This is a genomic window from Streptomyces sp. NPDC107522 (genome assembly GCF_055657525.1).
Map to the genome: position 1 here is coordinate 1 of NZ_JBVKAU010000016.1, position 24,881 is coordinate 24,881.

Below are 24,881 nucleotides of genomic sequence, written 5' to 3' on the forward strand. Positions count from 1 at the left end.
GTTGGTGTTGCGGTCCCACTCCTGGCGGGCCTTCTTCATCGCGTCGTTCAGCTCGTACTCCGCCACCCGCTGCACCCGCGCGTCGATGCTGGTGACCAGGTTGGAGCCGGCCTGCGCGGCATCCGACTGGGCCTGCCCGATCACCCGGCCCAGGTTGTCCACCTCGTAGCGGGTGACCCCGGCCTTGCCGCGCAGCTCCTTGTCGTACTGGCGCTCCAGACCCGAGCGGCCCACCTGGTCCGAACGCAGATAGGGCGAGTCGGAGTCCTGCGCCTGCTTGATCTCCTCGTCGGTGACCGGGGACAGGTAGCCCAGCACCTGCGCGGTGTTGGCCTCACCGGGGCCGGGATAGCGACGTACCGCCTGCGGCTCGGCGGTGATGCCGGGGAAGTCCTCGGCCCGCTCACGGATCTGCAGGGCCTGCTTGGGCGTGGCCTCATCCGTGATCGGGATCGGCTGGTACGGCGAGCCGTTCCAGCACGGCTGCGGCGTCTGCGCATCACACAGCCGCACCTTCTCCCGCACATCCTTGGGCGTCATACCCAGCACACCCGCCAGCTTCGTCAGCACCGCCTCACCGTCGTCCGGCATCTTCAGCAGATCCGTCCGCGAAGCGGACACCACCAGCCGCGTCTCGTTGTCCGCCAGCGCCACGCCGCGCGCGTCCAGGATCGAGCCACGCACCGCCGGCTGCACGACCTGCTGGACATGGTTGCCCGACGCCTCCTTGGCGTAGGCGTCGCCCTCACGGATCTGCAGGTACCACAGGCGTCCGCCGAGGGTGCCCAGGAGGGAGAGGACGAGGACTTGGATGACGATGAGCCGGATCTGGACGCGCGGCGTCCGGCCGGTCTCGGGGATGTTGGTCACTGCGGCTGCCTCCCCCTCTCAGTGCGTGTACGAGTGCGTGCCGTGCGGGTGCGTGCCGTACGAGTACGGATGTACGCGTGCGGCACGCGAGTGTTTGTGTACGAGCGATGAACGCGAGTGTGTGTGTACGAGTGAGGAACGACTGGCCCGCGAGACCTGGTTCCTCCCCCACTCGTTCCGGTGAACTCTCCTGCGGTCACAGCCGCTTGACCCCCTTGATGCGCCCGGCGCGCGCCGTTCGCGCCTTCGCCGCCTTCACCTTCAGGCCGCCCAGCCCGCCGCGCTGACTGCCGATGCGCAGGCCGGTGCCGCCGGAGAGCCAGCCGGAGGAGATGCTGGGCTTCTTCGCCTGGGAGTTGGTCTCGGCGAGCGGGTCGTTCTCCGCGCGCCTGGCCAGCGCCATGATCCCGGGGACGACGAACGGCGCGAGCAGCAGGTCGTACAGCGCGGCCGTGAACAGCAGGCTGCCGAGGCCGACATGGCGGGCGGCGGTGTCCCCGACGAGGGCGCCGACACCGGCGTACAGCAAGGTCGAGCCGATCGCGGCGACGACCACGACGACCATCGGCCCGGTGGCGGACTTCAGCCGGCCGTTCTCCGGCTTGATGAGCCCGGCGAGGTACCCGATGACACACAGCACCAGCGCATAGCGGCCGGCGGCATGGTCGGCGGGCGGGGCGAGGTCGGCGAGCAGGCCGGCGCCGAAGCCGACGAGGGCGCCGCCGACATGGCCGTAGACCAGGGCGAGGCCCAGCACGGTGAGGAGCAGCAGGTCGGGGACGGCGCCCGGCAGGTGGAGCCGGGCCAGGACGCTCACCTGGAGCACCAGGGCGACGACGACCAGGGAGGAGGAGAGCAGGATTCGGTTGACGCGCATGGGGCTTCAGCTCCTACTGCTCTTGCTCGTACTGATTCTGGCCGTCGACCGGAGGCTGGTACTGACCGTCGGCCTGGGGCTGGTTCTGACCGTCCGCCTGAGGCTCGTTCTGGCCGTCCGCCTGAGGCTGGTCCTCGCCGTCGCCCGGGGTCTCGGCGCCCGGCGTGACGGTGACCGTCACCGTCGGCGTGGGGGTCGGCTCGGGTTTGTCGGGAAGCACCGTGTCGCGCGGGTCCTTCTTCGGGGCCTGGACGACGACGCCGACGATGTCGAGCTTGCTGAAGCCGACGTACGGCGTGACGTACAGGGTCCGGGTCAGGTTGCCGCCGGACGGGTCGACACGCGAGACGACACCGACCGGGACGCCGGGCACGAAGGGCTTGTCGGCCTGCGAGCCGAAGGTGACGAGGCGGTCGCCCTTCTTCACCTCGGCCTTGCCGTTGAGGAGTTCGACGCGCAGCGGGCGGTCGCCCTGGCCGGAGGCGAAGCCCAGTTCGTCGGTGGACTCCATGCGCGTGCCGACGGTGAAGTCGGGGTCGTTGGCGAGGAGCACGGTCGCGGTGTTGGGACCGACGGTGGTGACCCGCCCGACGAGCCCGTCTCCGTTCAGGACGGTCATGTCGCGCTGGATGCCGTCGTTCGCGCCGGCGTCGATGGTGATCGTCCAGGAGAAGCCCTGGGCCGCTCCTATGGCGATGACCTCGGCGCCCTTGATGCCGTACTGCCCCTCGCCCGCGATCTTCAGCATCTTGTCGAGCTGCTTCAGACGGCTGCGGTTGCGGTCGTCACTGCCGAGCTTGGCCTTGAGGGCGGCGTTCTCCTGCTCCAGCTGGGCGAGCCGGTCGTGGCGCTCGCCGGAGTCGCGGATCGCGGCGACCGCGTTGCCGACCGGGTTCACTGCGGCCGACACGCCGTCCTCGACCGGGCCGAAGACCGCGGCCGCGGCCTGGCGGGCACCGTCGACCGGTGAGTCCTCTCCGCCGCGGATGTCCACCGTGATCAGCGCGAACGCGATGGCGATCAGCAGCACCAGGAGCAGCCGGCTCTCTCGTGTGTCCCTCACGTGCGGCGGCCGTGCCCTTCCTCATAGGAATTCGGGAAACCCCGGGAAAACCCGAGGGCTTCTGTACACGAAGTTTGTATGCGGAGTTGTCTGCGAGGTTTCGGGGTTTCGAGGCTCTTCGGTGAGCTTATGCCTCTATATCAACGATCCGCCGTACGAGAGGAGATCATCCCGTACGGCGGAATCGAAGAGTTACGTCATCTGCGCGGCTGGGCGTCCAGCACCTGCTGCAACGCCTCGAACTCCTCGACACACTTGCCGGATCCGAGCGCCACGCTGTCCAGCGGGTCCTCGGCGATGTGGATCGGCATCCCGGTCTCGCGGCGCAGCCGCTCGTCGAGGCCGCGCAGCAGGGCGCCGCCGCCGGTCAGAACGATTCCTCGGTCCATGATGTCGCCGGACAGCTCCGGCGGGCACTTGTCGAGGGTCGTCTTCACGGCGTCGACGATCGCGTTGACCGGTTCCTCGATGGCCTTGCGCACTTCGGCCGCGGAGATGACGACGGTCTTCGGCAGCCCGGAGACGAGGTCCCGGCCTCGGATTTCGGTGTGTTCGTCAGCGTCGAGGTCGTACGCCGAACCGATCGTGATCTTGATCTGCTCGGCCGTCCGCTCACCCAGCAGAAGGGAGTACTCCTTCTTGATGTGCTGGATGATCGCATTGTCCAGTTCGTCGCCCGCGACACGGATGGACTGGGCGGTGACGATGCCGCCGAGGGAGATGACCGCGACCTCCGTGGTGCCGCCGCCGATGTCGACCACCATGTTGCCCGTGGCCTCGTGGACCGGCAGGCCGGAGCCGATGGCCGCGGCCATGGGCTCCTCGATGATGTGCACCTGGCGGGCGCCGGCCTGGGACGACGCCTCGATGACGGCGCGGCGCTCGACGCCGGTGATGCCCGAGGGCACACAGACGACGACCCGCGGGCGAGCCAGATAACGCCGCTTGTGGATCTTCAGGATGAAGTAGCGGAGCATCCGCTCGGTGATCTCGAAGTCGGCGATCACGCCGTCCTTCAGCGGACGTACGGCAACGATGTTGCCGGGCGTGCGCCCGATCATCTTCTTCGCTTCGGCGCCGACCGCGAGGATGCCACCGGTGTTGGTGTTGATCGCGACGACGGACGGCTCGTTGAGTACGATCCCGCGACCCCTGACGTACACCAGCGTGTTGGCGGTCCCGAGGTCGACAGCCATGTCACGGCCGATGAACGACATTGAGTTCCCCATCAGGATTCGTCTGGCCTTCCTGGGAGCTTTTGACGGCTTTTCAGGTCGGCGAAGTGGGTGCTGTGACGTGAAGGCTTCTATCGTAGACGCGCCTTCGCAAACACTGCGGGAGGGTCTTCGCCATTGTCAGCAGATGGCGAACCGCCCCGCTTGTGGAGACGGGCCATCGGGGGCACTCGTTCCCTCGATCGCCACGCATATGCCGCAGGGCGGCCGGGTTTCTACGACCGCCCCAGGTCGGGCCGGGGAAAGGGGCTCAGGCGCGGCCCGGGAAGAAGATCTTCACCTCGCGCTCGGCGGACTCCTCGGAGTCGGAGGCGTGGATGAGATTCTCCCGGACGATCACGCCGTAATCACCCCGAATGGAGCCAGGCGCGGCGGCGATCGGGTCGGTCGGGCCGGCGAGCTGACGCAGCCCCTCGATGACCCGCTCGCCCTCGACGATCAGGGCGACGACCGGACCGGAGGCCATGAACTCCACCAGCGGCTCGTAGAAGGGCTTGCCCTTGTGCTCGCCGTAGTGCTGCTCCAGCGTCTCCTGGTCCAGGGTGCGCAGCTCCAGCGCGGTGATCTGCCAGCCGGCCTTGCGCTCGATACGGCTGATGATCTCGCCGGTCAGGCCGCGACGGACGGCGTCGGGCTTGAGCAGGACGAGGGTGCGCTGGGTCACGGGAGGGCTCCTTCTTACAGCCGGGGTGCGGTGGGATGAGGTTACAGGGCTGAGCTGGGCGTCCGTCACGGAGTGTCAGCTTGAGGAGGTGCCGTCCCTGGGGCTCTCTCGTTCTCAAGCGCCGGACGGGCTGGTTTTGTCACCCTGCGCTGCAAATCTTGCCTTCGCCTCGTCGACCTTCCTGCCGTAGTGCACCGAAGCCCACCAAAGTGCCGCGAAGACCACGCCCAGGAAGAACATGGTCGGGACGATGAAACCGGAGGCGACGAGGGCGATCTGGAGGGCCCAGCCGAGGGCGACGCCGCCGGGGCGGGTCACCAGGCCGCACAGCAGCAGGCACAGGAACATCGCGATGCCGCTGACCGTCCACACCTGTGCCATGGACAGGTCGGGATCCTTCATGGCGACCAGACCGGCGAAGCCGATGACGAAGAACTCGCCGATCAGCGTCGAGGAACAGAGCGTACGCATCTTCCGACTCAGCCCTTCCCGAGCAGCAGCCGGGCTTCGCCGACCGTGATGACGGACCCGGTCACCAGCACACCGCCGCCCGCGAACTCGCCCTCCTCCTCGGCCAGCGTGATCGCGGCCTCCAGGGCGTCCGGCAGCCGCGGCTCGACCTGCACGCGCTCCTCACCGAACACCTCGACGGCGATCGCGGCGAGTTCGTCGGCGTCCATGGCGCGGTGGGAGGAGTTCTGCGTGACGACGATCTCGGCGAAGATGGGCTCGAAGGCCTCGAGCAGCCCACGGACGTTCTTGTCGCCGCTCGCGCCCACGACCCCGATCAGCCGGCTGAAGTCGAAGGCCTCCCCGATCGCCTCGGCGGTGACCCGCGCGCCGGCCGGGTTGTGGGCGGCGTCCAGCACGACGGTCGGCGACCGCCGTACGACCTCCATCCGCCCCGGCGAGGCGACGGAGGCGAAGGCCTTGCGGACGGTGTCGATGTCGAGCGGCTCGGCCCGGGCGGCGCCGACGCCGAAGAACGCCTCCACGGCGGCCAGGGCCACGGCGGCGTTGTGCGCCTGGTGCGCGCCGTGCAGCGGCAGATACACCTCCGGGTACTCACCGCCCAGCCCGCGCAGGGTGACCAGCTGTCCGCCGACGGCGACCTGACGCGACACGACCCCGAACTCGAGCCCCTCGCGGGCCACCGTGGCGTCGACCTCGACGGCCTTCTTCAGCAGCACCTGCGCCGCGTCCACCGGCTGCTGGGCCATGATCACGGTGGCGTCCTGCTTGACGATGCCGGCCTTCTCGGCGGCGATCTCGCCGGGGGTCTCGCCGAGCCGGTCGGTGTGGTCGAGGTCTATGGGGGTCACGACGGCGACGTCACCGTCGATGACGTTGGTCGCGTCCCAGGAGCCGCCCATGCCCACTTCCACGACGGCGACGTCGACAGGCGCGTCCGCGAAGGCCGCGTACGCCATGCCCGTGAGCACCTCGAAGAAGGACAGGCGGTACTCCTGCGAGGCGTCGACCATCTCGACGTACGGCTTGATGTCGTTGTACGTCTCGATGAACCGCTCGGCGGAGATCGGGGCGCCGTCGAGGCTGATCCGCTCGGTGATCGACTGGACGTGCGGGGAGGTGTAGCGGCCGGTGCGGAGCTCGAAGGCGCCGAGGAGGGCCTCGATCATGCGGGCCGTCGACGTCTTGCCGTTGGTGCCGGTGATGTGGATGGAGGGGTACGAGCGCTGCGGCTCGCCCAGGACGTCCATGAGCGCGGCGATGCGGGCGACCGAGGGCTCCAGCTTGGTCTCGCCCCAGCGGGTGGCGAGCTCCGCCTCGACCTCGCGCAGGGCCTTGTCGACCTCGGGGTCCTCGGGGCGCGCGGGTACGTCTGCGCTGGGCGGGCCGCCCTGGGTGCGCAGGGTTCGGCTGCCGGCCTCGATGACCGCGAGATCGGGGTCGCGGTCGGTTTCTGCCGCGATGATCTCTTCGAAGGGGTCGAGGGGGTCGGGCTCGTTCTGGTCGCTCACGGGGCCAGTCTACGGAGGGGGACTGACACAGTGCCCAAGGAGTGGGGGTGCCTGGTGTCGTAGGGCGGCTGACGGCTGTCTGTGGCTGGTCGCGCCCACGCGGCGGAGCCGCACATCGACACAGCCCCGCGCCCCTGGGGACGTCAGAGCCCCCGGCGCCTACCCAGCACCGAGGGCCCTGACAGCCGAACAAAACGCCTACGCCTGCGGCAGCCTCTCCAGCTGCGCAGCAATCCGCGCGATGTCCTCCTCCGCCTTCGCCAGGCGGCCGCGGATCTTCTCCACCACCTGGTCCGGCGCCTTCGCCAGGAACGCCTCGTTGCCGAGCTTGGCCGTGGCCTGGGCCTTCTCCTTCTCGGCCGCCGCCAGGTCCTTCGCGAGGCGCTTGCGCTCGGCCCCGACGTCGATCGCGCCCGAGAGGTCCAGCGCGACCTCCGCGCCCGCCACCGGCAGCGTCGCCGTGGCCGTGAAGGCATCGCCCTCCGGCTGCAGGCGCAGCAGCTGGCGGATGGCCGGCTCGTGCGGGGCGAGTGCGGTGCCGTCGAGGGTCAGGCGGGCCGGGACACGCTGGCCCGGCTGCAGGCCCTGGTCGGCGCGGAAGCGACGGACCTCGGTGATGACCTGCTGGAGCGTCGCGATCTCCTGCTCGGCCGCCGCGTCACGAAAGCCACTGTCCTTCGGCCACTCGGCGATGACCACCGACTCGCCGCCCGTGAGCGTGGTCCAGAGGGTCTCCGTGACGAACGGGACCACCGGGTGCAGCAGCTTCAGCGTGACGTCCAGGACCTCGCCGAGGACGCGCTTGGAGACCTCGGCCGCCTCGCCGCCCGCGGCGAACGTCGTCTTCGACAGCTCGACGTACCAGTCGAAGACCTCGTCCCACGCGAAGTGGAAGAGCGCGTCGGACAGCTTGGCGAACTGGAAGTCCTCGTAGAACGCGTCGACTTCGGCGACGACCGAGTTCAGGCGGGAGAGGATCCAGCGGTCGGTGGAGGACATCGCCGACGGGTCCGGCAGGGGCCCGTCCACCGTCGCGCCGTTCATCAGCGCGAAGCGGGTCGCGTTCCAGATCTTGTTGGCGAAGTTACGGGAGCCCTGGACCCAGTCCTCGCCGATCGGGACGTCGACGCCCGGGTTGGCGCCGCGGGCGAGGGTGAAGCGGAGCGCGTCGCTGCCGTACTTGTCCATCCAGTCCAGCGGGTTGACCGCGTTGCCGAAGGACTTCGACATCTTCTTGCCGAACTGGTCGCGGACCATGCCGTGCAGGGCGATGGTGTGGAACGGCGGGGTGCCGTCCATCGCGTACAGGCCGAACATCATCATCCGGGCGACCCAGAAGAAGAGGATGTCGTAGCCGGTGACCAGGACGGAGTTCGGGTAGAACTTCGCGAGCGACTCGGTCTGTTCGGGCCAGCCCAGGGTGGAGAAGGGCCACAGGCCCGAGGAGAACCAGGTGTCGAGGACGTCGGTGTCCTGACGCCAGCCCTCGCCGCTCGGCGGCTCCTCGTCGGGGCCGACGCAGACGACTTCACCGTTCGGGCCGTACCAGACCGGAATCCGATGCCCCCACCACAACTGCCGCGAGATGCACCAGTCGTGGAGGTTGTCGACCCAGTCGAAGTAGCGCTTCTCCATCTCCTGCGGATGGATCTTGACCCGGCCGTCACGGACCGCGTCACCGGCGGCCTTCGCGAGCGGACCGACCTTGACCCACCACTGCATGGACAGGCGCGGCTCGATGGTGGTCTTGCAGCGCGAGCAGTGGCCGACCGAGTGGACGTACGGCCGCTTCTCCGCGACGATCCGGCCCTCGGCACGCAGCGCACCGACGATGGCCGAGCGGGCCTCCAGGCGGTCCAGACCCTGGAACGGGCCGTGGGCCGTGATGACCGCGTGCTCGTCCATGATGGTCAGGGACGGCAGGTCGTGACGCTGGCCGATCTCGAAGTCGTTCGGGTCGTGCGCCGGGGTCACCTTGACGGCGCCCGTGCCGAACTCGGGGTCGACGTGCTCGTCGGCGACGACCGGGATACGGCGGCCGGTGAGCGGCAGCTCGATGTCACGGCCGACGAGGTGGCGGTAGCGCTCGTCCTCGGGGTGGACGGCGACGGCGGTGTCACCGAGCATCGTCTCGGCACGGGTCGTGGCGACGACGATGGAGTCGTCCCCTTCCCCATACCGGATGGAGACGAGCTCGCCGTCGTCGTCCTGGTACTCGACCTCGATGTCGGAGATGGCGGTCAGACACCGGGGGCACCAGTTGATGATGCGCTCGGCGCGGTAGATCAGCTCGTCGTCGTAGAGCCGCTTGAAGATGGTCTGAACGGCCTGCGAAAGCCCTTCATCCATGGTGAAGCGCTCACGCGACCAGGCGACGCCATCACCCAGGCGCCGCATCTGCCCGCTGATCTGCCCGCCGGACTCGGCCTTCCACTGCCAGACCCGCTCGACGAACGCCTCACGGCCGAGGTCGTGCCGGGACTTGCCGTCCTTGCCGAGCTCCCGCTCGACGACGTTCTGCGTGGCGATACCGGCGTGGTCCATGCCGGGCTGCCACAGCGTCTCGTGGCCCTGCATGCGCTTGCGGCGCGTGAGGGCGTCGATGAGGGTGTGCTCGAAGGCGTGCCCGAGGTGCAGGCTGCCGGTGACGTTCGGCGGCGGGATGACGATGGTGTACGGCGGCTTGTCGCTCTTCTCGTCCGCCTCGAAGTAACCCCGCTCTACCCAGCGCTCGTACAGCGGCCCCTCTACGTCGGCCGGCGCGTACTGGGTCGGCAGTTCGGTGTCGGGCGCTGGTGGCTGCTGCTGAGCGTTCTCGGTCACGGGCTCAGTTTAGAGGTGTCCCGGGCGTGTCCCGAAACGCGTTTGTTCTGTAACGGTGGGCACCCCGATGCCGTGCGTCCCCTGTGTTTGCGCCAGGATGTCGTGAACGCATAAGCATCTGGAGGGGAACCCAGAAATGAGCTACAACCAGCCGGGCCCGTACGGCGGGCAGCCCCAGCAGCCCGGTCCGTACGGCCAGCCGGGTCCGTACGGCCAGCAGCCGCAGGCGCCCCAGCCCGGCTACGGCTACCCCCAGCAGGCCCCTCCGGCCCAGCCCCAGCCCGGCTACGGCTACCCGCAGCAGCCCCCGCAGGGCGTCCCGCCCCAGCAGCCGTACGGCCAGCAGCCCGGCTACGGCCAGCAGCCGCCGTACGGCCAGGCCCCGTACGGGGTGCCGCAGCCGCCGGCGCCGGGGGGTGGCGGCAAGAAGACCGGCCTGATCATCGGCGCGGTGGCCGTCGTGGCCGCGATCGCGGTCGGTGCGTACTTCGCGCTCGGCGGCAGCCGCGGCGGCGGCGCGGGCAACCTCGAGGACGACGGGGCGCACAAGCTGGAGACGCCGGCGACGGTGCTCAGCGAGTACAAGCGGGTCGGCGAAGGCAACCAGGTCAGCGACTCCGACACCGCGAAGGACATGGAGAAGAGCGGCGTCAAGAGCGGTACGGTCGTCGTCGGGCAGTGGTCCACTGCCGACTTCAGTGGTTACGACCCGCAGGACCCCTCCACGATTCCTGACACCTCCGAGCTGCTGGCCGCGAAGGGCATCACGATGGTGGGCGGTTACGGCGAGATCGCCGACCCTGAGTCCACCCTGGACAAGTTCTTCGCTTCCATCCAGAAGCAGATCGAGGAGAGCTCCTCAAGTGACTCCAACAGCTTCCAGAATGCGGAGCTGGTCGGCGAGCCCGAGGAGGTCGAGATCGACGGCACGGTCGCCAAGTGTCAGTCGACCAAGGGCACCAACGCGCTTACCAAGAAGGAGTCGACGAACTGGTTCTGCGCCTGGGCCGACTACAGCACGGTCGCCATGGTCTCGCCCGGCGACAACACCGGCACGGGTGTCGGCAAGGACACCACGATCGACCTCACCACCAAGCTGCGCGCGGAAGTCCGCGAAAAGGCCTGACGCCGTACGCCTCAACCACGAAGGGGCCCCGGTCGCTCGACCGGGGCCCCTTCGTACGTCTGGGGTACGGCTACGCCGTCTTCTGCTCCCCCGACCCCCGCCCCCGCGCATCCCGCGGAATCAGCGTCGGGTTCACGTTCGAGTGGACGACGTCGGCCGTGATGACGACCCGGGCGACGTCCTTCCGCGAAGGCACCTCGTACATCACGGACATCAGGACCTCTTCCATGATGGCGCGCAGGCCTCGCGCGCCCGTCTGGCGGAGGATGGCCTGGTCGGCGATGGCCTCCAGGGCCTCGCGCTCGAAGTCGAGTTCCACGCCGTCGAGTTCGAAGAGGCGCTGGTACTGCTTCACCAGTGCGTTGCGGGGCTCGACCAGGATCTGGAGGAGGGCCTCGCGGTCGAGGTTGTGGACCGAGGTGATGACGGGCAGGCGGCCGATGAACTCGGGGATCATGCCGAACTTGACCAGGTCCTCGGGCATGACGTCCTCGAACTGGTCCTTGGCCTCCAGTTCGCGCTTGGAGCGGATCGTCGCGCCGAAGCCGATGCCCTTGGCGCCGGCCCGGGACTCGATGATCTTCTCCAGGCCCGCGAAAGCGCCGCCCACGATGAACAGGACGTTCGTCGTGTCGATCTGGATGAACTCCTGGTGCGGGTGCTTACGCCCGCCCTGCGGCGGGACCGAGGCCGTTGTGCCCTCGAGGATCTTGAGCAGGGCCTGCTGGACGCCCTCGCCGCTCACGTCGCGTGTGATCGACGGGTTCTCACTCTTGCGCGCGACCTTGTCGATCTCGTCGATGTAGATGATCCCGGTCTCGGCCTTCTTGACGTCGTAGTCGGCCGCCTGGATCAGCTTCAGCAGGATGTTCTCGACGTCCTCGCCGACGTACCCCGCCTCCGTCAGCGCCGTCGCGTCGGCGATGGCGAACGGGACGTTCAGCATGCGGGCCAGGGTCTGGGCGAGCAGCGTCTTGCCGGAGCCCGTCGGGCCCAGGAGCAGGATGTTGGACTTCGCCAACTCGATGGCGTCGTCGCGGCCTTGGGCGCCGCCGTTCTCGCCGGCCTGGACGCGCTTGTAGTGGTTGTAGACGGCGACGGAGAGCGCCTTCTTGGCTGCTTCCTGGCCGACCACGTAGCCCTCGAGGAACTCGTAGATCTCGCGCGGCTTGGGGAGCTCCTCCCAGCGGACCTCACTGGTCTCCGCGAGCTCTTCCTCGATGATCTCGTTGCAGAGATCGATGCACTCGTCGCAGATGTACACACCAGGGCCTGCGATGAGCTTCTTGACCTGCTTCTGGCTCTTGCCGCAGAACGAGCACTTGAGCAGATCGCCGCCGTCACCGATGCGTGCCACGGTGTGCTTCCCCTTCGCCTGGGAGACGACTGGACGTTTCGAATCCAGCGGCTCCTGGTGCTGCCTTATGTCCGACGGTACCTTGCCTGGCCCCCCGTTCGGGCCCCCCTTGGCGCGGTTCACTTTGACGTGCACCGTCCCAAACCGTGCCAAGGGGCAGCAGACAATACCGGGTCCGCGTCAGCGAACCTCGGCGTTGTTCATCTTTCGCGTGGAGATGATCTGGTCGATCAGCCCGTACGTCAGCGCGTCCTCGGCCGTGAGGATCTTGTCGCGCTCGATGTCCTCGCGGATCTTCTCGATCGGCGTGGTGGAGTGCTTGGCCAGCATCTCCTCCAGCTGCGAGCGCATCCGCAGGATCTCGTTGGCGGCGATCTCCAGGTCGGAGACCTGGCCGCGGCCCGTCTCGCTGTACGGCTGGTGGATCAGCACACGGGCGTTCGGCAGCGCCATGCGCTTGCCGGGCGTACCGGCGGCCAGCAGGACGGCGGCGGCGGAGGCCGCCTGGCCCATGCAGACCGTCTGGATGTCCGGCTTCACGAACTGCATCGTGTCGTAGATGGCCGTGAGCGCGGTGAAGGAGCCGCCGGGGCTGTTGATGTAGACCGAGATGTCCCGGTCGGGGTCCATCGACTCCAGGCACAGCAGCTGCGCCATGACGTCGTTGGCGGAGGCGTCGTCGATCTGCACGCCGAGGAAGATCACGCGCTCCTCGAAGAGCTTCGCGTACGGGTCGTACTCGCGGATGCCCTGCGAGGTGCGCTCGACGAAGCGGGGGATCACGTAGCGGGACTCGGCGACGGGGCCCGCGTACTCGGCGCGCGTGCGGTCGTACAGGCCGCTGCCGGGGAAGTCGTTCACTGTCTGTCTCCTAGGGGCTCAGGCGGTCGGCTGGGGGCGCTGTGGGGCCTCAGGCCCCGGTGCCGCCGCCGCCCGGCATACCGGCGGCCGTGGGCATGATGTCGTCGATCAGGCCGTACTCCTTGGCCTCGATCGGGTCGAACCAGCGGTCGCGGTCCGAGTCGCGGGTGATCTGCTCGACCGACTGGCCGGTGTGGAAGGCGGTCAGCTCGGCCATGCGCTTCTTGGTGTGCAGCAGCCGCTCCGCGTGGATCTTGATGTCCGAGGCGGAACCCGCGAGGCCCGCGGAGGGCTGGTGGATCAGGATCTCGGCGTTGGGCAGCGCGAAGCGCTTGCCGGGGGTGCCGGCGCTGAGCAGGAACTGCCCCATCGAGGCCGCCATGCCCATGGCGATGGTCACCACGTCGTTCTTGATGTACTGCATGGTGTCGTAGATCGCCATGCCGGCCGTGATCGAGCCGCCGGGGCTGTTGATGTAGAGGTAGATGTCCTTGTCCGGGTCGGCGGCAAGGAGCAGCAGCTGTGCGGTGATCCGGTTCGCGATGTCGTCGTCGACCGGCTGGCCGAGGAAGATGATCCGCTCGTTGAGCAGCCGGTTGTAGACATGGTCGCCGAGGCCACCGCCGATGGAAGGCTCGCCGGCGGCGGAGGGCATCAGATTCGTCACGTATCCACCTGCTCGTCTTACGACGGCGCCGGGCCGTCTTACGTCTTCTGCGGGCAACGGGGGCTCCCCTGCCCTCATACTCATGGACCCTAACGCGGTGGCTGGGCAGTGCCATCCCGGTTCCGTGAGTGTTCGCCGGGGGCGTAGCGCCGTGGGGCGTCGGTTCGCCGGCGGGCGCGGGTCCGTCGTGGCCGTTCGCGCAGTTCCCCGCGCCCCTGGCGGCGCGGCACAGCCGTACGCGAGAAGGGCCCCGGAGACTGTGCGTCCCCAGGGCCCTTCCTACGAGCTGTACGGCCTAGACGGCACCGTGGGCTCAGCCCTCGGCCTTCTCCTCGTCGGCGGCGTCGGCGGTGCCCTCGGCGGCCTCCACCGTCTCCGTGGCCTGCTCGACCTCGTCCTCGTCGTCCAGGTCGATGATCTCGCCGTTGGTGTCCTTGACCACGGCCTTCTCGACCACGACGGCCAGGGCCTTGCCGCGGGCGACCTCGCCGACCAGGAGCGGAACCTGGCCGCCCTCGACGACCGCCTGGGCGAACTGGTCGGGGGACATGCCGGAGGAAGCAGCGCGGCGCATGAGGTGCTCGGTGAGCTCCTCCTGGTTGACGTTCAGCTTCTCCTGCTTGACGAGCTCGTCGAGCACGAACTGGGTCTTGATGCCCTTGACCGCGGCCTCGCGGGTCTCGGTCTCGAACTCCTCGGCGCTCTTGCCCTGGATCTCCAGGTACTTGTCGAGGGTGAGGCCCATCTGGCCGAGCTGGTGGTGCTCGAGGTTGTGCTTACGGGTGTTGATCTCGTCCTCGAGCAGCTTCTCGGGGACGGGCACCTCGACGAGCTCCAGCAGCTTCTCCAGGACGCGCTCCTGGGCCTGCGTGGCCTGGTCGTACTGCTTCATGTTCTCCAGGCGCTTGCGGCTGTCGGCCTTGAGCTCCTCGAGGGTGTCGAACTCGGACGCGAGCTGCGCGAAGTCGTCGTCCAGCTCGGGCAGTTCGCGGGCGGCGACCTGGGTGACCTTGACGGTGACCTCGGCCTCCTTGCCGGCCGCCGAGCCGCCCTTGAGCTCGGAGGTGAAGGTGGCCTCGCCACCGGCCTCCAGGCCCTTCACGGCGTCGTCGATGCCGTCCAGCAGCTCGCCGGAGCCGATCGTGTAGGAGACGCCGTTCGCGACGCCGTCCTCGAGGACCTCGCCGTCGACCTTGGCCTCGAGGTCGATCGTGACGACGTCGCCGTCCTCGGCGGCACGCTCCACCGGGGAGGTGGAGGCGAAGCGCTCGCGGAGCTGCTCGACCGACTTCTCGACGTCCTCGTCGGTGACCTCGACGGCGTCGACCTCGACCTCGATGCCGGAGTAGTCCGGGATCTCGATGGCCGGGCGGACGTCGACCTCGGCGGTGAAGTTCAGCGTCTCGCCGTCCTTCAGCTCGGTGATGTCGACCTCGGGCTGGCCCAGGACGTTGAGCTCGGCCTCGTTGACCGCCTCGGTGTAGAACTTCGGAAGCGCGTCGTTGACCGCCTCCTCCAGGACCGCACCGCGGCCGAACCGCTGGTCGATGACGCGGGCCGGGATCTTGCCCTTGCGGAAGCCCTTCACCGTGACCTGCTGGTTGATCTTCTTGTACGCCGCGTCGAGGCTGTCCTTGAGCTCCTCGAAGGGCACCTCGACAGTGAGCCGAACCCGGGTCGGGTTCAGGGTCTCCACGGCGCTCTTCACGGTTCGGTCTCCTTGTGGCTGACTTCTTGGGTTCTGCCGGAGCCAGACTGGTCCGGCGGATTCGCCGCCCGGAGGACTTCGTGACTTCGTACGGAGAGACACACGGGCGTGCAGCTTGCATAGTAACGGCAGCGGCGACACGCCCCAAAGGCGATCACTCGACGCGATCACACGAGGTCGTCGCGCATGTGGCCGGTGTCGACCGGTCGTCGTGGTCGGGGTGGCGGGATTTGAACCCACGGCCTTCCGCTCCCAAAGCGGACGCGCTACCAAGCTGCGCCACACCCCGTGCTGGTGCGACACGTAGGGTACATGCCCGCAGGCAGTGGGGCCGCCGCATTTCTCCGGCACCGGCCGAAGGGCGGCGCGTGCGGCAATCGGGTGTGCGTCGAGGGGGCCCGACCCGCTACGATGCCTGCAGTGCCGCGGTCACCTGACCTGCGGCGCGTCCTGTGCGGGCGTAGCTCAATGGTAGAGCCCTAGTCTTCCAAACTAGCTACGCGGGTTCGATTCCCGTCGCCCGCTCTGTACGGCCGAGGGCCCGGTTCTGCGGAACCGGGCCCTTCGCATGCTCCTCGGCGCATGTTCCTCGGCGCATGTGCCGCGGCTAGAGATTGCGCGCGTCCACCGAGTAGACGGAGCGCACGCCGTAGAGGACGTAGAGGGCGTCGCCGGAGCGGGTGATGGGTACGCCGTTGCCGGTGACGGCGAGGCCGCCCGGGCCGGGGCGGGCGTCGCGTTCCGTGCCGGTGGTGCGGTCCAGGGCGGCCAGGCGGCCGCCGGGCGAGGCGATGAAGACGTGTCCCCCGAAGGCGAGCGGAGGGCCGGGGCTCTCGACGGAGGTGCGGGAGTCCCACAGGCGGCGGCCGGTGCGGGGATCCACCGCCTGGACGCGTCCGCTGGGGCCGGCGAAGAAGACCGTGCCGTCGCTGACGGTGCCGGTGCTGTCGCCGGACACGGGGTGGGTCAGGCGCACGGTGCGCTTGGTGTGGTCGGTGACGTCGATCGTGGTGAGGGTGCGGTAGTTCTCGGTGCCGTCGTCGATGAACAGCAGGCGGCCGTCGGCCTGCCCCACCAGCGTCAGCGAGCCGGACACGCCGACCGTCCAGCGAGGCGCGCCGGTGGCGGGGTCGATACGGATGACCCTGGCCTTCCCGCCCCCGGCGTCGGAGCACAGGAGGTAGCCGTTCCCGCCGACGGCGCGCAGGTCGCACATGTCGGCGTCGGGCATCGGGCGCCGCCAGAGCGGCTTGCCCGTGCCGGCGCCGAGGAGGGTGTACGACGACGACTTGACCTGGTCCAGGGCCAGAACTCCCTGCGGCACGACGCCGGCATTCGCCTGGCCGCCGCCCCTGCCGGTGCTGGGGGCGCCCACATCGGCGCCGCGCCACACGCGCCGGGACCAGACGACGGAGCCGGTGCGGGCGTCGAGGGCCTGCACCGAGTAGTCGGAGAGCGTGGAGTCGGCGTTGTCCTTGTCCGGGACCTCGTTGTTCTCGTAGACGTAGACGCGGCCCCCCTTCGTGCCGAGCACCTCACCGTCGGAGTTGCCCGTGTCGTCCGGGGTGGGATCCACGGGGAGGCTCCAGGCGACCTTGCCGGTGGCGAGCTCGAAGCGTGCCGCCTTGACGTCGTCGCCCGCGCAGACGAGGCCGCCGCCCGCGACGGCGCAGTTCGTGAAGGAGCCTCCGGCGAGGCCGTCGGGATTGTCGGTGTCCTTGGCCTGCCAGGCGTGCCAGCCGGCGGGGAGGTCTCGCTCGACCGGGGTCGGCTCGGCGTTGACCGCGACGACGGTCACGGTGGTCGCGGTGGCCAGCAGCAGGGCGCTCACCGCGGAGGCGATCAGCAGCCGTCGGCGGCGTCGGCGGGGCCTGGGCGGCTCGTCGGCGGCGGTTCTGTCCTCGGGTTCGGGGCGCGGGTCGGGCAGGCGGCCGTCGCGCAGGAGGGTGAGGAGTTCCCCTGTGGTGGGGCGGGACTTGGGGTGCTTTTCCAGGCAGAGCTGGATGAAAGGGAGCAACTCGTCCGGTACGCCATCGAGTTCCGCGTCGCCGTCGACGACCCGTACGGCCGTCTCGTAGGGGCTCGGACTGTCGAACGGGCCGTGGCCGGTGGCGGCGTACGCGAGGACGGAGCCGAGGGAGAAGACGTCGGCGGCCGGGCCCACGTCCTGCGGGGAGGAGAACTGCTCGGGGGACATGAAGGGCGGGGTGCCCATCACGCGGCCGGTCTGGGTGAGGACGTCGGACGGCGCGAACTCGGCGGCGCGGGAGATACCGAAGTCGATGACACGGGGGCCGTCCTCGGCGAGCATCACATTGGCCGGTTTCAGGTCCCGGTGGACCATGCCGGCGCGGTGGATGTCGCGCAGCGCCTCGGCCAGACCGGCGGCGAGTTCGCGCAACTTCGGCAGTGGGAGGGGGCCGTGGCGGCGGACGTGGGTGCCGAGGTCCTCGCCGGGGATGTAGAGCGTGGCCATCCAGGGGCGCGGCGCGTCGGCGTCCGCGTCCACGACGGGGGCGGTGAAGGCGCCGCTGACCTGGCGGGCGGCGGCCACCTCGCGGCGGAAGCGGGTGCGGAACTCGTCGTCGTCGGCGTACTGCGCGTGGACGACCTTGAGGGCCAGGCGGCGGCCGGAGGCGGAGCGGGCCAGGTAGACCACGCCCATACCGCCGGAGCCGAGGCGGTCCTCGATGCGGTAGCCGCCCACCTCCGCCGGGTCCGTCTCGCGCAGCGCCATCCCGTACGTTCCCCCGTTCCGGACCGTTCGACGATCACGAACGAGGGTATCCGTACCCTTCCGGGCCGCCCGACGGGCCCTAGAACTGGATGGAGTTGATGGTTTCGGCTATCGAGTTGAGGAACCGCTGGATGTCGTCGGCCATGCCGGTCGAGGCGAGGAAGAAGCCGAACAGCACGGCGACGACGGCAGGGCCGGCCTTCAGGGATCCGCCACGGATCAGCACCACCAAGATGATCGCCAACAGCAGTACCACTGACAGCGAAATGGCCACAACAGATCACACCCTCGGTCGGTCCGCTCTCCCGGCCCGGGGACGCGACCCCGCGCACCCCCGCCAGAACCATCGTGCCACCAACCGGGCCCCGCTATGCGGCACGTGACGTTTCGTTCGCCACACCTGTGCCGGATCTGTGCGGGTCCGTTGCGCGCACGGACCTCTCCCGTTGTGCCCGTACGGCTTTTCGACCGGACACCCGCACAGGGAATTCGACGGGATCGTTTCCATTGCCACACAACGTGTTCGCAGGCATTTCGAATTCTTGGCATTCCGATCATTGGACCGGAGTCATCACGCGGACATCTCCTGACCATATGCACCTTTTAGTCAGGATGAATCAGGACAAGGAGGGCGACCAACAGGTGTCCGACAGGTGCATGTTCGTTGTACACGCGTCGTCAAGCGCAATAACCACGAATGACCTCGGGGGTTTTACGAAATCACACAGGCAACGCTAGGGTGCCTCAGATGTTCCACGCTGCCTCGTCCCCCGCATGCGCAGCGAGGTCCTGGATCGGCTCCCCCGGCTTCCGGTGGGAGGGTCTGTGACGAACTCGCTGCGACCGCACGGCCACAACAGAGCGCCACTCCCCCCGGCACAGTCGTCGGCGGACGGAGTGCCGAGTCCGCGCTCGCCGCAGAAGCAGAACCAGAACCAGCAGGCTCAGGCGAACAGCAGAGCCGCGTCCAGCGGTGCCAAGCAGCGCGACGCGTTCTTCGACAACGCCAAGTACCTGGCGATCGTTCTCGTCGCCATAGGCCACGCCTGGGAGCCGATCAAGGGCGACAGCCGGATCCTGGAGGCCGTGTACACCGTCGTGTACACCTTCCACATGCCGGCGTTCATCATCATCTCCGGCTTCTTCTCGCGCAGTTTCGACGCCAGCCCCAGCCGGCTGAAGCGGCTGATCACCGGCGTCGCCGTGCCGTACATCGTGTTCGAGACGGCGTATCCGCTCTTCAAGCGCTGGATCGACGAGGACCCGGGCCAGGACATCAGCCTCCTGGACCCGTGGTACCTGACCTGGTTCCTGTGCGCGCTGTTCATCTGGCGGATGACCACCCCCATCTGGAAGATGGTCCGCTGGCCGCTGCCGCTCGCGCTCGGCCTCGCCATGGCGGCGACGGTCACCCCCGAGATCGGCGACGACCTGGACCTGCAGCGGGTCCTGCAGTTCCTGCCGTACTTCGTGCTGGGCCTGATCATGAAGCCCGAGCACTTCCACATGGTGCGCACGCGCACGGTGCGGATCCTGTCGGTGCCGGTGGGCGCGGTCGCGCTGGCCTTCGGCTGGTGGGCGGTGCCGCGGATGAACACCGCGTGGTTCTACCACCGTGACGCCGCGCAGGAACTGCACGCGCCGTGGTGGAGCGGGCCGGTCATGGTGCTGGCGATGTTCGGCTGCTCGCTGCTGCTGACGGCGTGCTTCTTCGCGTGGGTGCCGCGCCGGCACATGTGGTTCACGGCGCTCGGCGCGGGGACGCTGTACGGCTATCTGCTGCACGGCTTCTTCGTGAAGGCCGGGGACTACCAGGGCTGGTTCGAGGCCGCCTGGCTGCACCGCCCGCTCGGCGAGATCTTCGTCACCGTGTGTGCGGCGATCGGTGTCACGCTGCTGTGCACCAAGCCGGTGCAGCGGATGTTCCGGTTCGCGATGGAGCCCAAGATGGACTGGGCGTTCAAGCGGGACGCCGCGGAAGTGGCCCGGGAGCGCGAGAAGCGCGAGGGCGCGGCCGCGCGCGAGAAGGTCAACGCCTGACCCAGGACATCTCTGAACAATCAGGACGACCTGAGACCGAGAAGTGCGCGCATCCGCGCGTACTTCTCGGTCAGTCGTTTCCGGGTCTCCTCGTCGAGGACCGCGAGGCGGGCCGGGTCCGCGTTGTGCGCCAGGTCCGCCTCCTTCACCAGGAGCGCGCCGTCGGTGGCGAGGATGCGCGCCGCGTACGCCTCGGGAGGCTCCCCGGGCCGCTTGGTGACCGCGCGGACGACGTCCTTCGTACGACGGCTCAGCGCGGCCTCCGCCAGCCACTGCTCGGTCAGCGCGTCGTCCTCGACGGCGTCGTGCAGCCATGCCGCGGCGATCTGGTCGTCGTCGCCGCCACGCGCGCGTACGCCCTCGGCGACGGCCCTCAGGTGCTCGGCGTAGGGCCGTCCGGCCTTGTCGGTCTGGCGCGCGTGGGCGGCGCGGGCGATGGCCTCCACCTCGGCCAGGGACAGCCTCTGCTGCGGTGTCTCGGTCACCCCTCCAGTGTCGCGGCTCAGCGCGCCGCCGTGGCCGTCGGGCCCTCTCGGCAGATCAGGAGCAGGGCCCTGTCGTCGTTGACGTCCTTCGCCACCGCCTCGATGAGGTGCCAGGCGGCGCCGTGGAAGCCGCCGGCGACGTAGCGGTCGGCCTCGCCGGTGAGGCGGTCTATGCCCTCGACGATGTCGCGGTCGGACGTTTCGACCAGGCCGTCCGTGAAGAGCATCAGCACGTCGCCCGGGCGGAGAGAGCCCTTGACCGGGTCGAACTGGGCGCCGTCGTAGACGCCGAGCAGCGGGCCTTCTGCCGCTTTTTCCTCCCAGCGACCGGTGCCCGCGCTCAGTTGCAGGCCCGGTGGGTGGCCCGCCGAGTACAGCTCGTAGTCGCCCGAGTCCAGGTCCAGGACCAGGTGGATCGAGGTCGCGAAGCCCTCGTCCCAGTCCTGGCGGAGGAGATAGCCGTTCGCCGCCGGGAGGAACGCGTGCGGGGGCAGGCTGCCCAGGAGGCCGCCGAACGCGCCCGACAGCAGCAACGCCCGTGAGCCCGCGTCCATGCCCTTGCCGGACACGTCCGTCAGGACGACCTCCAGTGTGCGGCCGCCGTTCGTGCGGGCCGCGACGACGAAGTCGCCGGAGAACGACTGGCCGCCCGCCGGGCGCAGCGCCATCTCGCGATGCCAACCGTGCGGCAGGCTCGGCAGCTTGCTCTGCACGCGGATGCGTTCACGCAGGTCGAAGAGCATCGTGCCGCCGCGCCGCCAGGGCACGCCGACGCGGCTGCGGAACTGCGCGATCAACAGGCCGAAGAAGCCGCAGGCCGCGACGACGAGGACCACGCCCGGGGTCACGCGGGACGGGCCCTCGGTGTACGGGCCCAGCTGCACCGACTCCACGATCAGTGCCGTCGCCGCCGCCGCGTACAGGCCCAGCAGGCTCGCCGGGCGCAGCAGCAGCCCGCCCGCCACGATCGGCAGGACCAGCGCGGCCGGGGAGAACCACACCGGGTTGGCCATCGTCAGGGCGCAGATCAGCGGCACGGTCAGGAGCAGGCCGGCCAGCGCGATCCAGTCCGAGCCGTCGCCGCGGAAGTAGTCCACCGCGCTTCTGCGCACGCCGACGCGGGCCCGGTGCCACTGCATCTTCAACCGGGCCGCGAACGTCTCGGCCGCCGTGCGCCGCTCTCGTCCTGCTGCCATTAGTTCGGGACCCTATCCATCGGACCCGCTGCTTGGCACGGGAGGTCCCACTTGTCCCCCGTCCGAGGTTCAACTTCACAGTGAACTTCACGGAAAGCGGTCTCGCCGCCGTCAACGAGAAATTCCCTCGCTCGTCCCGCAATGCCCTGGTACGCATGGTTCATGGCGAATGAGAGTGCGAGCCACCTCGGTCAACCCGGTCAGCCCGGTCAGCCAGGCCGTCCGGAGCTGCGGGTGCTTCGGCAGGACGAGTGGGACATCTGGTACGACACCCTGATCCGCGCCTTCGGCGGGGTGCCGGAGGCGGCCGAGGAGCGGGAGTTGTGGGACTCGCTCACCGAGCTCGACCGCTCCCTCGGCGCCTGGGACGGGGACGCGTGCGTGGGAACGGCCGGGGCCTTCAGCTTCCGGCTGACCGTGCCCGGCGGTGCCTCCGTGCCCGCCGCGGGCGTCACGATGGTCAGCGTGGCCGCCACGCACCGCCGGCGCGGCGTCCTGACCTCGATGATGCGGCGGCAGCTGGACGATGTGCGCGAATGGGGCTGGCCGCTCGCCGTACTGACCGCCTCCGAGCCGGAGATCTACGGCCGGTTCGGGTACGGCGTCGGCACCTTCAGTGTGAACACCGAGATCGACACGACCCTCGTCCGGCTGTCCGTGCCGCCCGGCACCGATGACGTACGTGTGCGGTACGCCGTACCCGCCGACGTCCTCGACGCGTGCGAGGCCGTGTACGCACGCAAGGTGTCCGGCCGGCCGGGGATGCTCGCGCGGCTGCCCGGCTGGGAGCGGCTCGGGCTGCTCGACCCGGAGAGCGAGCGGGAGGGCGCCTCGCCGCTGCAGTGCGTGCTGGCGGAGCGGGACGGGGAGGTGGTCGGGTACGCGCGCTTCCACGTCAAGCCGGACTGGGATGCCAGTGGCCCCAAGGGCACTGTGCGTCTGCGGGACGCGCAGGCCCTCGATCCGGCGGCGCAGGCCGCGCTGTGGCGGTTCCTTTTCGGCATCGACCTGACGTCGACCGTGCGGGCGTACGGGCGGCCCGTGGACGAGGCGTGGCAGTACCAGGTGTCCGACATCCGGCGGTGTGCGCTGCGGGTACGGGACTCGTTGCACGTACGGCTGGTGGACGTCGGGGCCGCGCTGGAGGCCCGGACCTATCAGGCGCCGGTGGATGTGGTGTTCGAGGTGGAGGACGCCTTCTGCCCCTGGAACTCGGGGCGTTGGCGGCTGTCCGGGGACGGCAAGGGTGCCTCGTGCGAGCGTACGACGGACGCGGCCGATCTCGCCCTGTCCGTACGGGAGTTGGGGGCGGCGTATCTCGGCGGCGTGAGCCTGGGGGCGCTGGGCGGTGCCGGGCGGGTGCGGGAGCTGCGGCAGGGGGCGCTCGCCGAGGCGTCGGTGGGGTTCGCGTCGGCCGTGGCGCCGTGGCTGCCGCACGGGTTCTGACGCACGGCGCCGGATCCCTCTACGGCGTCTGGCAGGCCGGGCACCAGAAGAGGTTGCGGGCGGCGAGGTCGGCGGTGCGGATCTCGCCGCCACAGATGTGGCAGGGGAGGTTGGCCCTGCGGTAGACGTACACCTCGCCGCCGTGGTCGTCGACGCGGGGTGGGCGGTCCATCGCCTCCGGGGTGTGTTCGGGGCGGACGGTGTCGATGCGGTTGTTGCGGACGCCTTCGTGCATCAGCTCGACGAGGTCGGTCCAGATCGCGTCCCACTGGGTGGGGGTGATGTCCTTGCCCGCGCGGTACGGGTCGATGCGGTGGCGGAAGAGGACCTCGGCGCGGTAGACGTTGCCGACGCCGGCGATGACCTTCTGGTCCATGAGCAGGGCGGCGATGGTCGTGCGGCTGCGGGAGATCCGGCGGTAGGCCAGGTGCGGGTCGGCGTCGTCGCGGAGGGGGTCGGGGCCGAGGCGGTCGTGTATCGCCTGTTTCTCGGTGGGGGTGATCAGGGCGCAGGTGGTGGGGCCGCGGAGGTCGACGTACGACGTGCTGTTCGCCAGGCGGAGGCGGACGGTGTCGGTGGGTGGGGGTGCGGGGGTGGCGCCGAAGGCGACCTTGCCGAAGAGGCCGAGGTGGATGTGGATCCAGTCGGCGTGCCGGAAGCCGAGGAAGAGGTGTTTGCCGTGGGCCTCGGTGTGGGTGAGTTCTGAGCCGTTGAGGAGTTCTGCGGCGTCCGAGAACTTGCCCTGGGGGCTGGTGACGTGGGGAGTCGTGCCGAGGAATGCGGCGGCGTAGTCCTGGGCCAGACGGTGGATGGTGTGGCCCTCGGGCACGGTGGCTCCTTGTTCGTGTGCGGGTGGGTGGGCGGCCGGTTTTTTTCGCCCCCGCCGCCCCTGCCCATTCCCATCCTGAAGGGCTCCGCCCCTTCGACCCCGCCAGGGGGCTCCGCCCCCTGGACCCCCGTCGGCCCTGAACGGGCCTCGTCCTCAAACGCCGGACGGGCTGAAAGACAGGGACCGGCGCCGAGAGGTGCGGGCCCCTGCGGGTGGGTGGGGGTTCGGGACGGTGGTGCCTTGTCCTCAAACTCCCCCGGAGGGGGCACCCCCAGACGGGCTGGATGATGCTGACCGGCGCTGAGAAGCGGCCGGGGCGTCGGTGGTTACTGCTGGGGGTGGTGGGGCGGGATCGGGGGGAGGTCGCCCGTTGTTTCGTAGTCGGCCAGCATGGTGATGCGGCGGGTGTGGCGGTCGTCGCCCGAGTACGGGGTGTTCAGGAAGACCTCGACGAACTTCGTCGCCTCCTCCTGCGTGTGCATGCGCGCACCCACCGCGACGACGTTGGCGTTGTTGTGCTGGCGGCCCAGCGCAGCCGTCTCCTCGCTCCAGGCCAGCGCCGCACGGACGCCCTTCACCTTGTTCGCGGCGATCTGCTCGCCGTTGCCGGAGCCGCCGATCACGATGCCGAGGGAGTCGGGGTCCGCGGCCGTCTTCTCCGCCGCGCGGAGGCAGAAGGGCGGGTAGTCGTCCTGGGCGTCGTAGATGTGGGGGCCGCAGTCGACCGGGTCGTGGCCCGCCGCCTTGAGCCACTCGACGAGGTGGTTCTTGAGTTCGAAGCCCGCATGGTCGGAGCCGAGATACACGCGCATGGAACGAGTGTGACACGGGTGTTTCGGGGCAGCAGCGCCGGGTGTCGATCGGGTTGATTGTGACGCAGGCTATAGAACCTCAAGGAAACCTCAAGTAACAATC

At 69.3% G+C, this 24,881-nt stretch carries 21 protein-coding genes and 2 tRNA genes; 4 read left to right on the forward strand and 19 right to left on the reverse strand.

Features of this window, described 5'->3' with window-relative positions; translation table 11 throughout:
- From ACZ7L6_RS34610 to ACZ7L6_RS34645, 8 genes are all read right to left on the reverse strand, one after another.
- Positions 1–870: penicillin-binding protein 2 (locus ACZ7L6_RS34610; RefSeq protein ID WP_471930900.1), on the reverse strand; the 870-nt coding region annotated here is incomplete at its 3' end.
- A 196-nt stretch (positions 871–1,066) separates the two neighbouring features.
- A complete protein-coding gene (mreD, locus tag ACZ7L6_RS34615; RefSeq protein ID WP_471930902.1) occupies positions 1,067–1,747 on the reverse strand; it encodes a rod shape-determining protein MreD in 681 nt (226 codons plus the stop codon).
- Positions 1,748–1,760: 13 nt separating this feature from the next.
- Positions 1,761–2,810 carry a rod shape-determining protein MreC gene (mreC, locus tag ACZ7L6_RS34620; protein WP_471930904.1) on the reverse strand — a complete coding sequence of 350 codons (1,050 nt, stop codon included), beginning with the start codon at positions 2,808–2,810 and terminating at the stop codon, positions 1,761–1,763.
- 197 nt (positions 2,811–3,007) lie between these two features.
- Positions 3,008–4,027, reverse strand: coding sequence for a rod shape-determining protein (locus tag ACZ7L6_RS34625; RefSeq protein WP_004931372.1), 1,020 nt, complete (start codon positions 4,025–4,027; stop codon positions 3,008–3,010).
- A gap of 268 nt (positions 4,028–4,295) precedes the next feature.
- Positions 4,296–4,709: a nucleoside-diphosphate kinase gene (gene ndk / locus ACZ7L6_RS34630; RefSeq protein ID WP_004001296.1), complete on the reverse strand. Its 414-nt coding sequence runs from the start codon at positions 4,707–4,709 to the stop codon at positions 4,296–4,298.
- Positions 4,710–4,823: 114 nt separating this feature from the next.
- Positions 4,824–5,180, reverse strand: coding sequence for a DUF4233 domain-containing protein (locus ACZ7L6_RS34635; protein ID WP_471930906.1), 357 nt, complete (start codon positions 5,178–5,180; stop codon positions 4,824–4,826).
- Between the two features lie 8 nt (positions 5,181–5,188).
- Positions 5,189–6,691: a bifunctional tetrahydrofolate synthase/dihydrofolate synthase gene (gene folC, locus ACZ7L6_RS34640; protein WP_471930908.1), complete on the reverse strand. Its 1,503-nt coding sequence runs from the start codon at positions 6,689–6,691 to the stop codon at positions 5,189–5,191.
- 198 nt (positions 6,692–6,889) lie between these two features.
- Positions 6,890–9,514 (reverse strand): valine--tRNA ligase, encoded by a 2,625-nt coding sequence (locus ACZ7L6_RS34645; protein ID WP_471930910.1) that lies wholly within the window; start codon positions 9,512–9,514, stop codon positions 6,890–6,892.
- Between the two features lie 136 nt (positions 9,515–9,650).
- On the opposite strand from ACZ7L6_RS34645, the gene ACZ7L6_RS34650 reads away from it, so the two are divergent.
- Positions 9,651–10,640 (forward strand): hypothetical protein, encoded by a 990-nt coding sequence (locus ACZ7L6_RS34650; RefSeq protein ID WP_471930912.1) that lies wholly within the window; start codon positions 9,651–9,653, stop codon positions 10,638–10,640.
- 70 nt (positions 10,641–10,710) lie between these two features.
- Here the strand turns inward: ACZ7L6_RS34650 and clpX are convergent, their stop codons facing one another.
- From clpX to ACZ7L6_RS34675, 5 genes are all read right to left on the reverse strand, one after another.
- Complete coding sequence (clpX, locus tag ACZ7L6_RS34655) at positions 10,711–11,997, reverse strand: ATP-dependent Clp protease ATP-binding subunit ClpX (protein WP_067003552.1); 1,287 nt, start codon at positions 11,995–11,997, stop codon at positions 10,711–10,713.
- Positions 11,998–12,177: 180 nt separating this feature from the next.
- Positions 12,178–12,858 carry an ATP-dependent Clp protease proteolytic subunit gene (locus tag ACZ7L6_RS34660; RefSeq protein ID WP_471930914.1) on the reverse strand — a complete coding sequence of 227 codons (681 nt, stop codon included), beginning with the start codon at positions 12,856–12,858 and terminating at the stop codon, positions 12,178–12,180.
- 49 nt (positions 12,859–12,907) lie between these two features.
- Positions 12,908–13,513, reverse strand: a complete 606-nt coding sequence (locus tag ACZ7L6_RS34665) for an ATP-dependent Clp protease proteolytic subunit (RefSeq protein ID WP_399103275.1) — start codon at positions 13,511–13,513, stop codon at positions 12,908–12,910.
- A 325-nt stretch (positions 13,514–13,838) separates the two neighbouring features.
- The gene (gene tig / locus ACZ7L6_RS34670) at positions 13,839–15,233 is read right to left on the reverse strand and encodes a trigger factor (protein WP_471930916.1); all 1,395 of its coding nucleotides are present in this window, start codon (positions 15,231–15,233) and stop codon (positions 13,839–13,841) included.
- 212 nt (positions 15,234–15,445) lie between these two features.
- Positions 15,446–15,522: transfer RNA gene (locus ACZ7L6_RS34675), tRNA-Pro, on the reverse strand.
- A gap of 165 nt (positions 15,523–15,687) precedes the next feature.
- Here ACZ7L6_RS34675 and ACZ7L6_RS34680 point away from each other — a divergent pair.
- Positions 15,688–15,758 (forward strand) — tRNA-Gly (locus tag ACZ7L6_RS34680).
- A gap of 82 nt (positions 15,759–15,840) precedes the next feature.
- On the opposite strand, the gene ACZ7L6_RS34685 is transcribed toward ACZ7L6_RS34680, so the two are convergent.
- Positions 15,841–17,970: a serine/threonine-protein kinase gene (locus ACZ7L6_RS34685; RefSeq protein ID WP_471930918.1), complete on the reverse strand. Its 2,130-nt coding sequence runs from the start codon at positions 17,968–17,970 to the stop codon at positions 15,841–15,843.
- Positions 17,971–18,049: 79 nt separating this feature from the next.
- The gene (locus tag ACZ7L6_RS34690; protein WP_030044846.1) at positions 18,050–18,244 is read right to left on the reverse strand and encodes a hypothetical protein; all 195 of its coding nucleotides are present in this window, start codon (positions 18,242–18,244) and stop codon (positions 18,050–18,052) included.
- Positions 18,245–18,795: 551 nt separating this feature from the next.
- Between ACZ7L6_RS34690 and ACZ7L6_RS34695 the strand changes: the two genes are divergently transcribed.
- A complete protein-coding gene (locus tag ACZ7L6_RS34695) occupies positions 18,796–20,010 on the forward strand; it encodes an acyltransferase family protein (protein WP_471930920.1) in 1,215 nt (404 codons plus the stop codon).
- A gap of 20 nt (positions 20,011–20,030) precedes the next feature.
- Here ACZ7L6_RS34695 and ACZ7L6_RS34700 read toward each other — a convergent pair whose 3' ends face one another.
- Both ACZ7L6_RS34700 and ACZ7L6_RS34705 read right to left on the reverse strand, forming a co-directional pair.
- Positions 20,031–20,495 (reverse strand): HD domain-containing protein, encoded by a 465-nt coding sequence (locus ACZ7L6_RS34700; RefSeq protein WP_471930922.1) that lies wholly within the window; start codon positions 20,493–20,495, stop codon positions 20,031–20,033.
- Positions 20,496–20,512: 17 nt separating this feature from the next.
- Positions 20,513–21,691, reverse strand: coding sequence for a SpoIIE family protein phosphatase (locus ACZ7L6_RS34705; protein WP_471930924.1), 1,179 nt, complete (start codon positions 21,689–21,691; stop codon positions 20,513–20,515).
- A gap of 162 nt (positions 21,692–21,853) precedes the next feature.
- Here ACZ7L6_RS34705 and ACZ7L6_RS34710 point away from each other — a divergent pair, with 162 nt between their 5' ends.
- On the forward strand, positions 21,854–23,137 hold the full coding sequence (locus ACZ7L6_RS34710) for a GNAT family N-acetyltransferase (RefSeq protein WP_471930926.1): 1,284 nt from the start codon (positions 21,854–21,856) through the stop codon (positions 23,135–23,137).
- A 19-nt stretch (positions 23,138–23,156) separates the two neighbouring features.
- Here ACZ7L6_RS34710 and ACZ7L6_RS34715 read toward each other — a convergent pair whose 3' ends face one another.
- Together ACZ7L6_RS34715 and ACZ7L6_RS34720 are read right to left on the reverse strand one after the other, a co-directional pair.
- Positions 23,157–23,966 (reverse strand): Fpg/Nei family DNA glycosylase, encoded by an 810-nt coding sequence (locus tag ACZ7L6_RS34715; RefSeq protein ID WP_471930928.1) that lies wholly within the window; start codon positions 23,964–23,966, stop codon positions 23,157–23,159.
- A gap of 326 nt (positions 23,967–24,292) precedes the next feature.
- Positions 24,293–24,778, reverse strand: coding sequence for a ribose-5-phosphate isomerase (locus tag ACZ7L6_RS34720; protein WP_471930930.1), 486 nt, complete (start codon positions 24,776–24,778; stop codon positions 24,293–24,295).
- Between the last annotated feature and the right edge of the window lie 103 nt (positions 24,779–24,881).

Excerpts from the sequence above, each read along its gene's own strand:
- mreD (WP_471930902.1), bottom strand. The coding sequence starts at position 1,747 with ATGCGCGTCAACCGAATCCTGCTCTCCTCCTCCCTGGTCGTCGTCGCC.
- ACZ7L6_RS34625 (WP_004931372.1), bottom strand. The coding sequence starts at position 4,027 with ATGTCGTTCATCGGCCGTGACATGGCTGTCGACCTCGGGACCGCCAAC.
- ACZ7L6_RS34635 (WP_471930906.1), bottom strand. The coding sequence starts at position 5,180 with ATGCGTACGCTCTGTTCCTCGACGCTGATCGGCGAGTTCTTCGTCATC.
- ACZ7L6_RS34650 (WP_471930912.1), top strand. The coding sequence starts at position 9,651 with ATGAGCTACAACCAGCCGGGCCCGTACGGCGGGCAGCCCCAGCAGCCC.
- ACZ7L6_RS34665 (WP_399103275.1), bottom strand. The coding sequence starts at position 13,513 with ATGCCCTCCGCCGCCGGCGAGCCTTCCATCGGCGGTGGCCTCGGCGAC.
- ACZ7L6_RS34685 (WP_471930918.1), bottom strand. The coding sequence starts at position 17,970 with ATGGCGCTGCGCGAGACGGACCCGGCGGAGGTGGGCGGCTACCGCATC.
- ACZ7L6_RS34705 (WP_471930924.1), bottom strand. The coding sequence starts at position 21,691 with ATGGCAGCAGGACGAGAGCGGCGCACGGCGGCCGAGACGTTCGCGGCC.
- ACZ7L6_RS34710 (WP_471930926.1), top strand. The coding sequence starts at position 21,854 with ATGGCGAATGAGAGTGCGAGCCACCTCGGTCAACCCGGTCAGCCCGGT.
- ACZ7L6_RS34720 (WP_471930930.1), bottom strand. The coding sequence starts at position 24,778 with ATGCGCGTGTATCTCGGCTCCGACCATGCGGGCTTCGAACTCAAGAAC.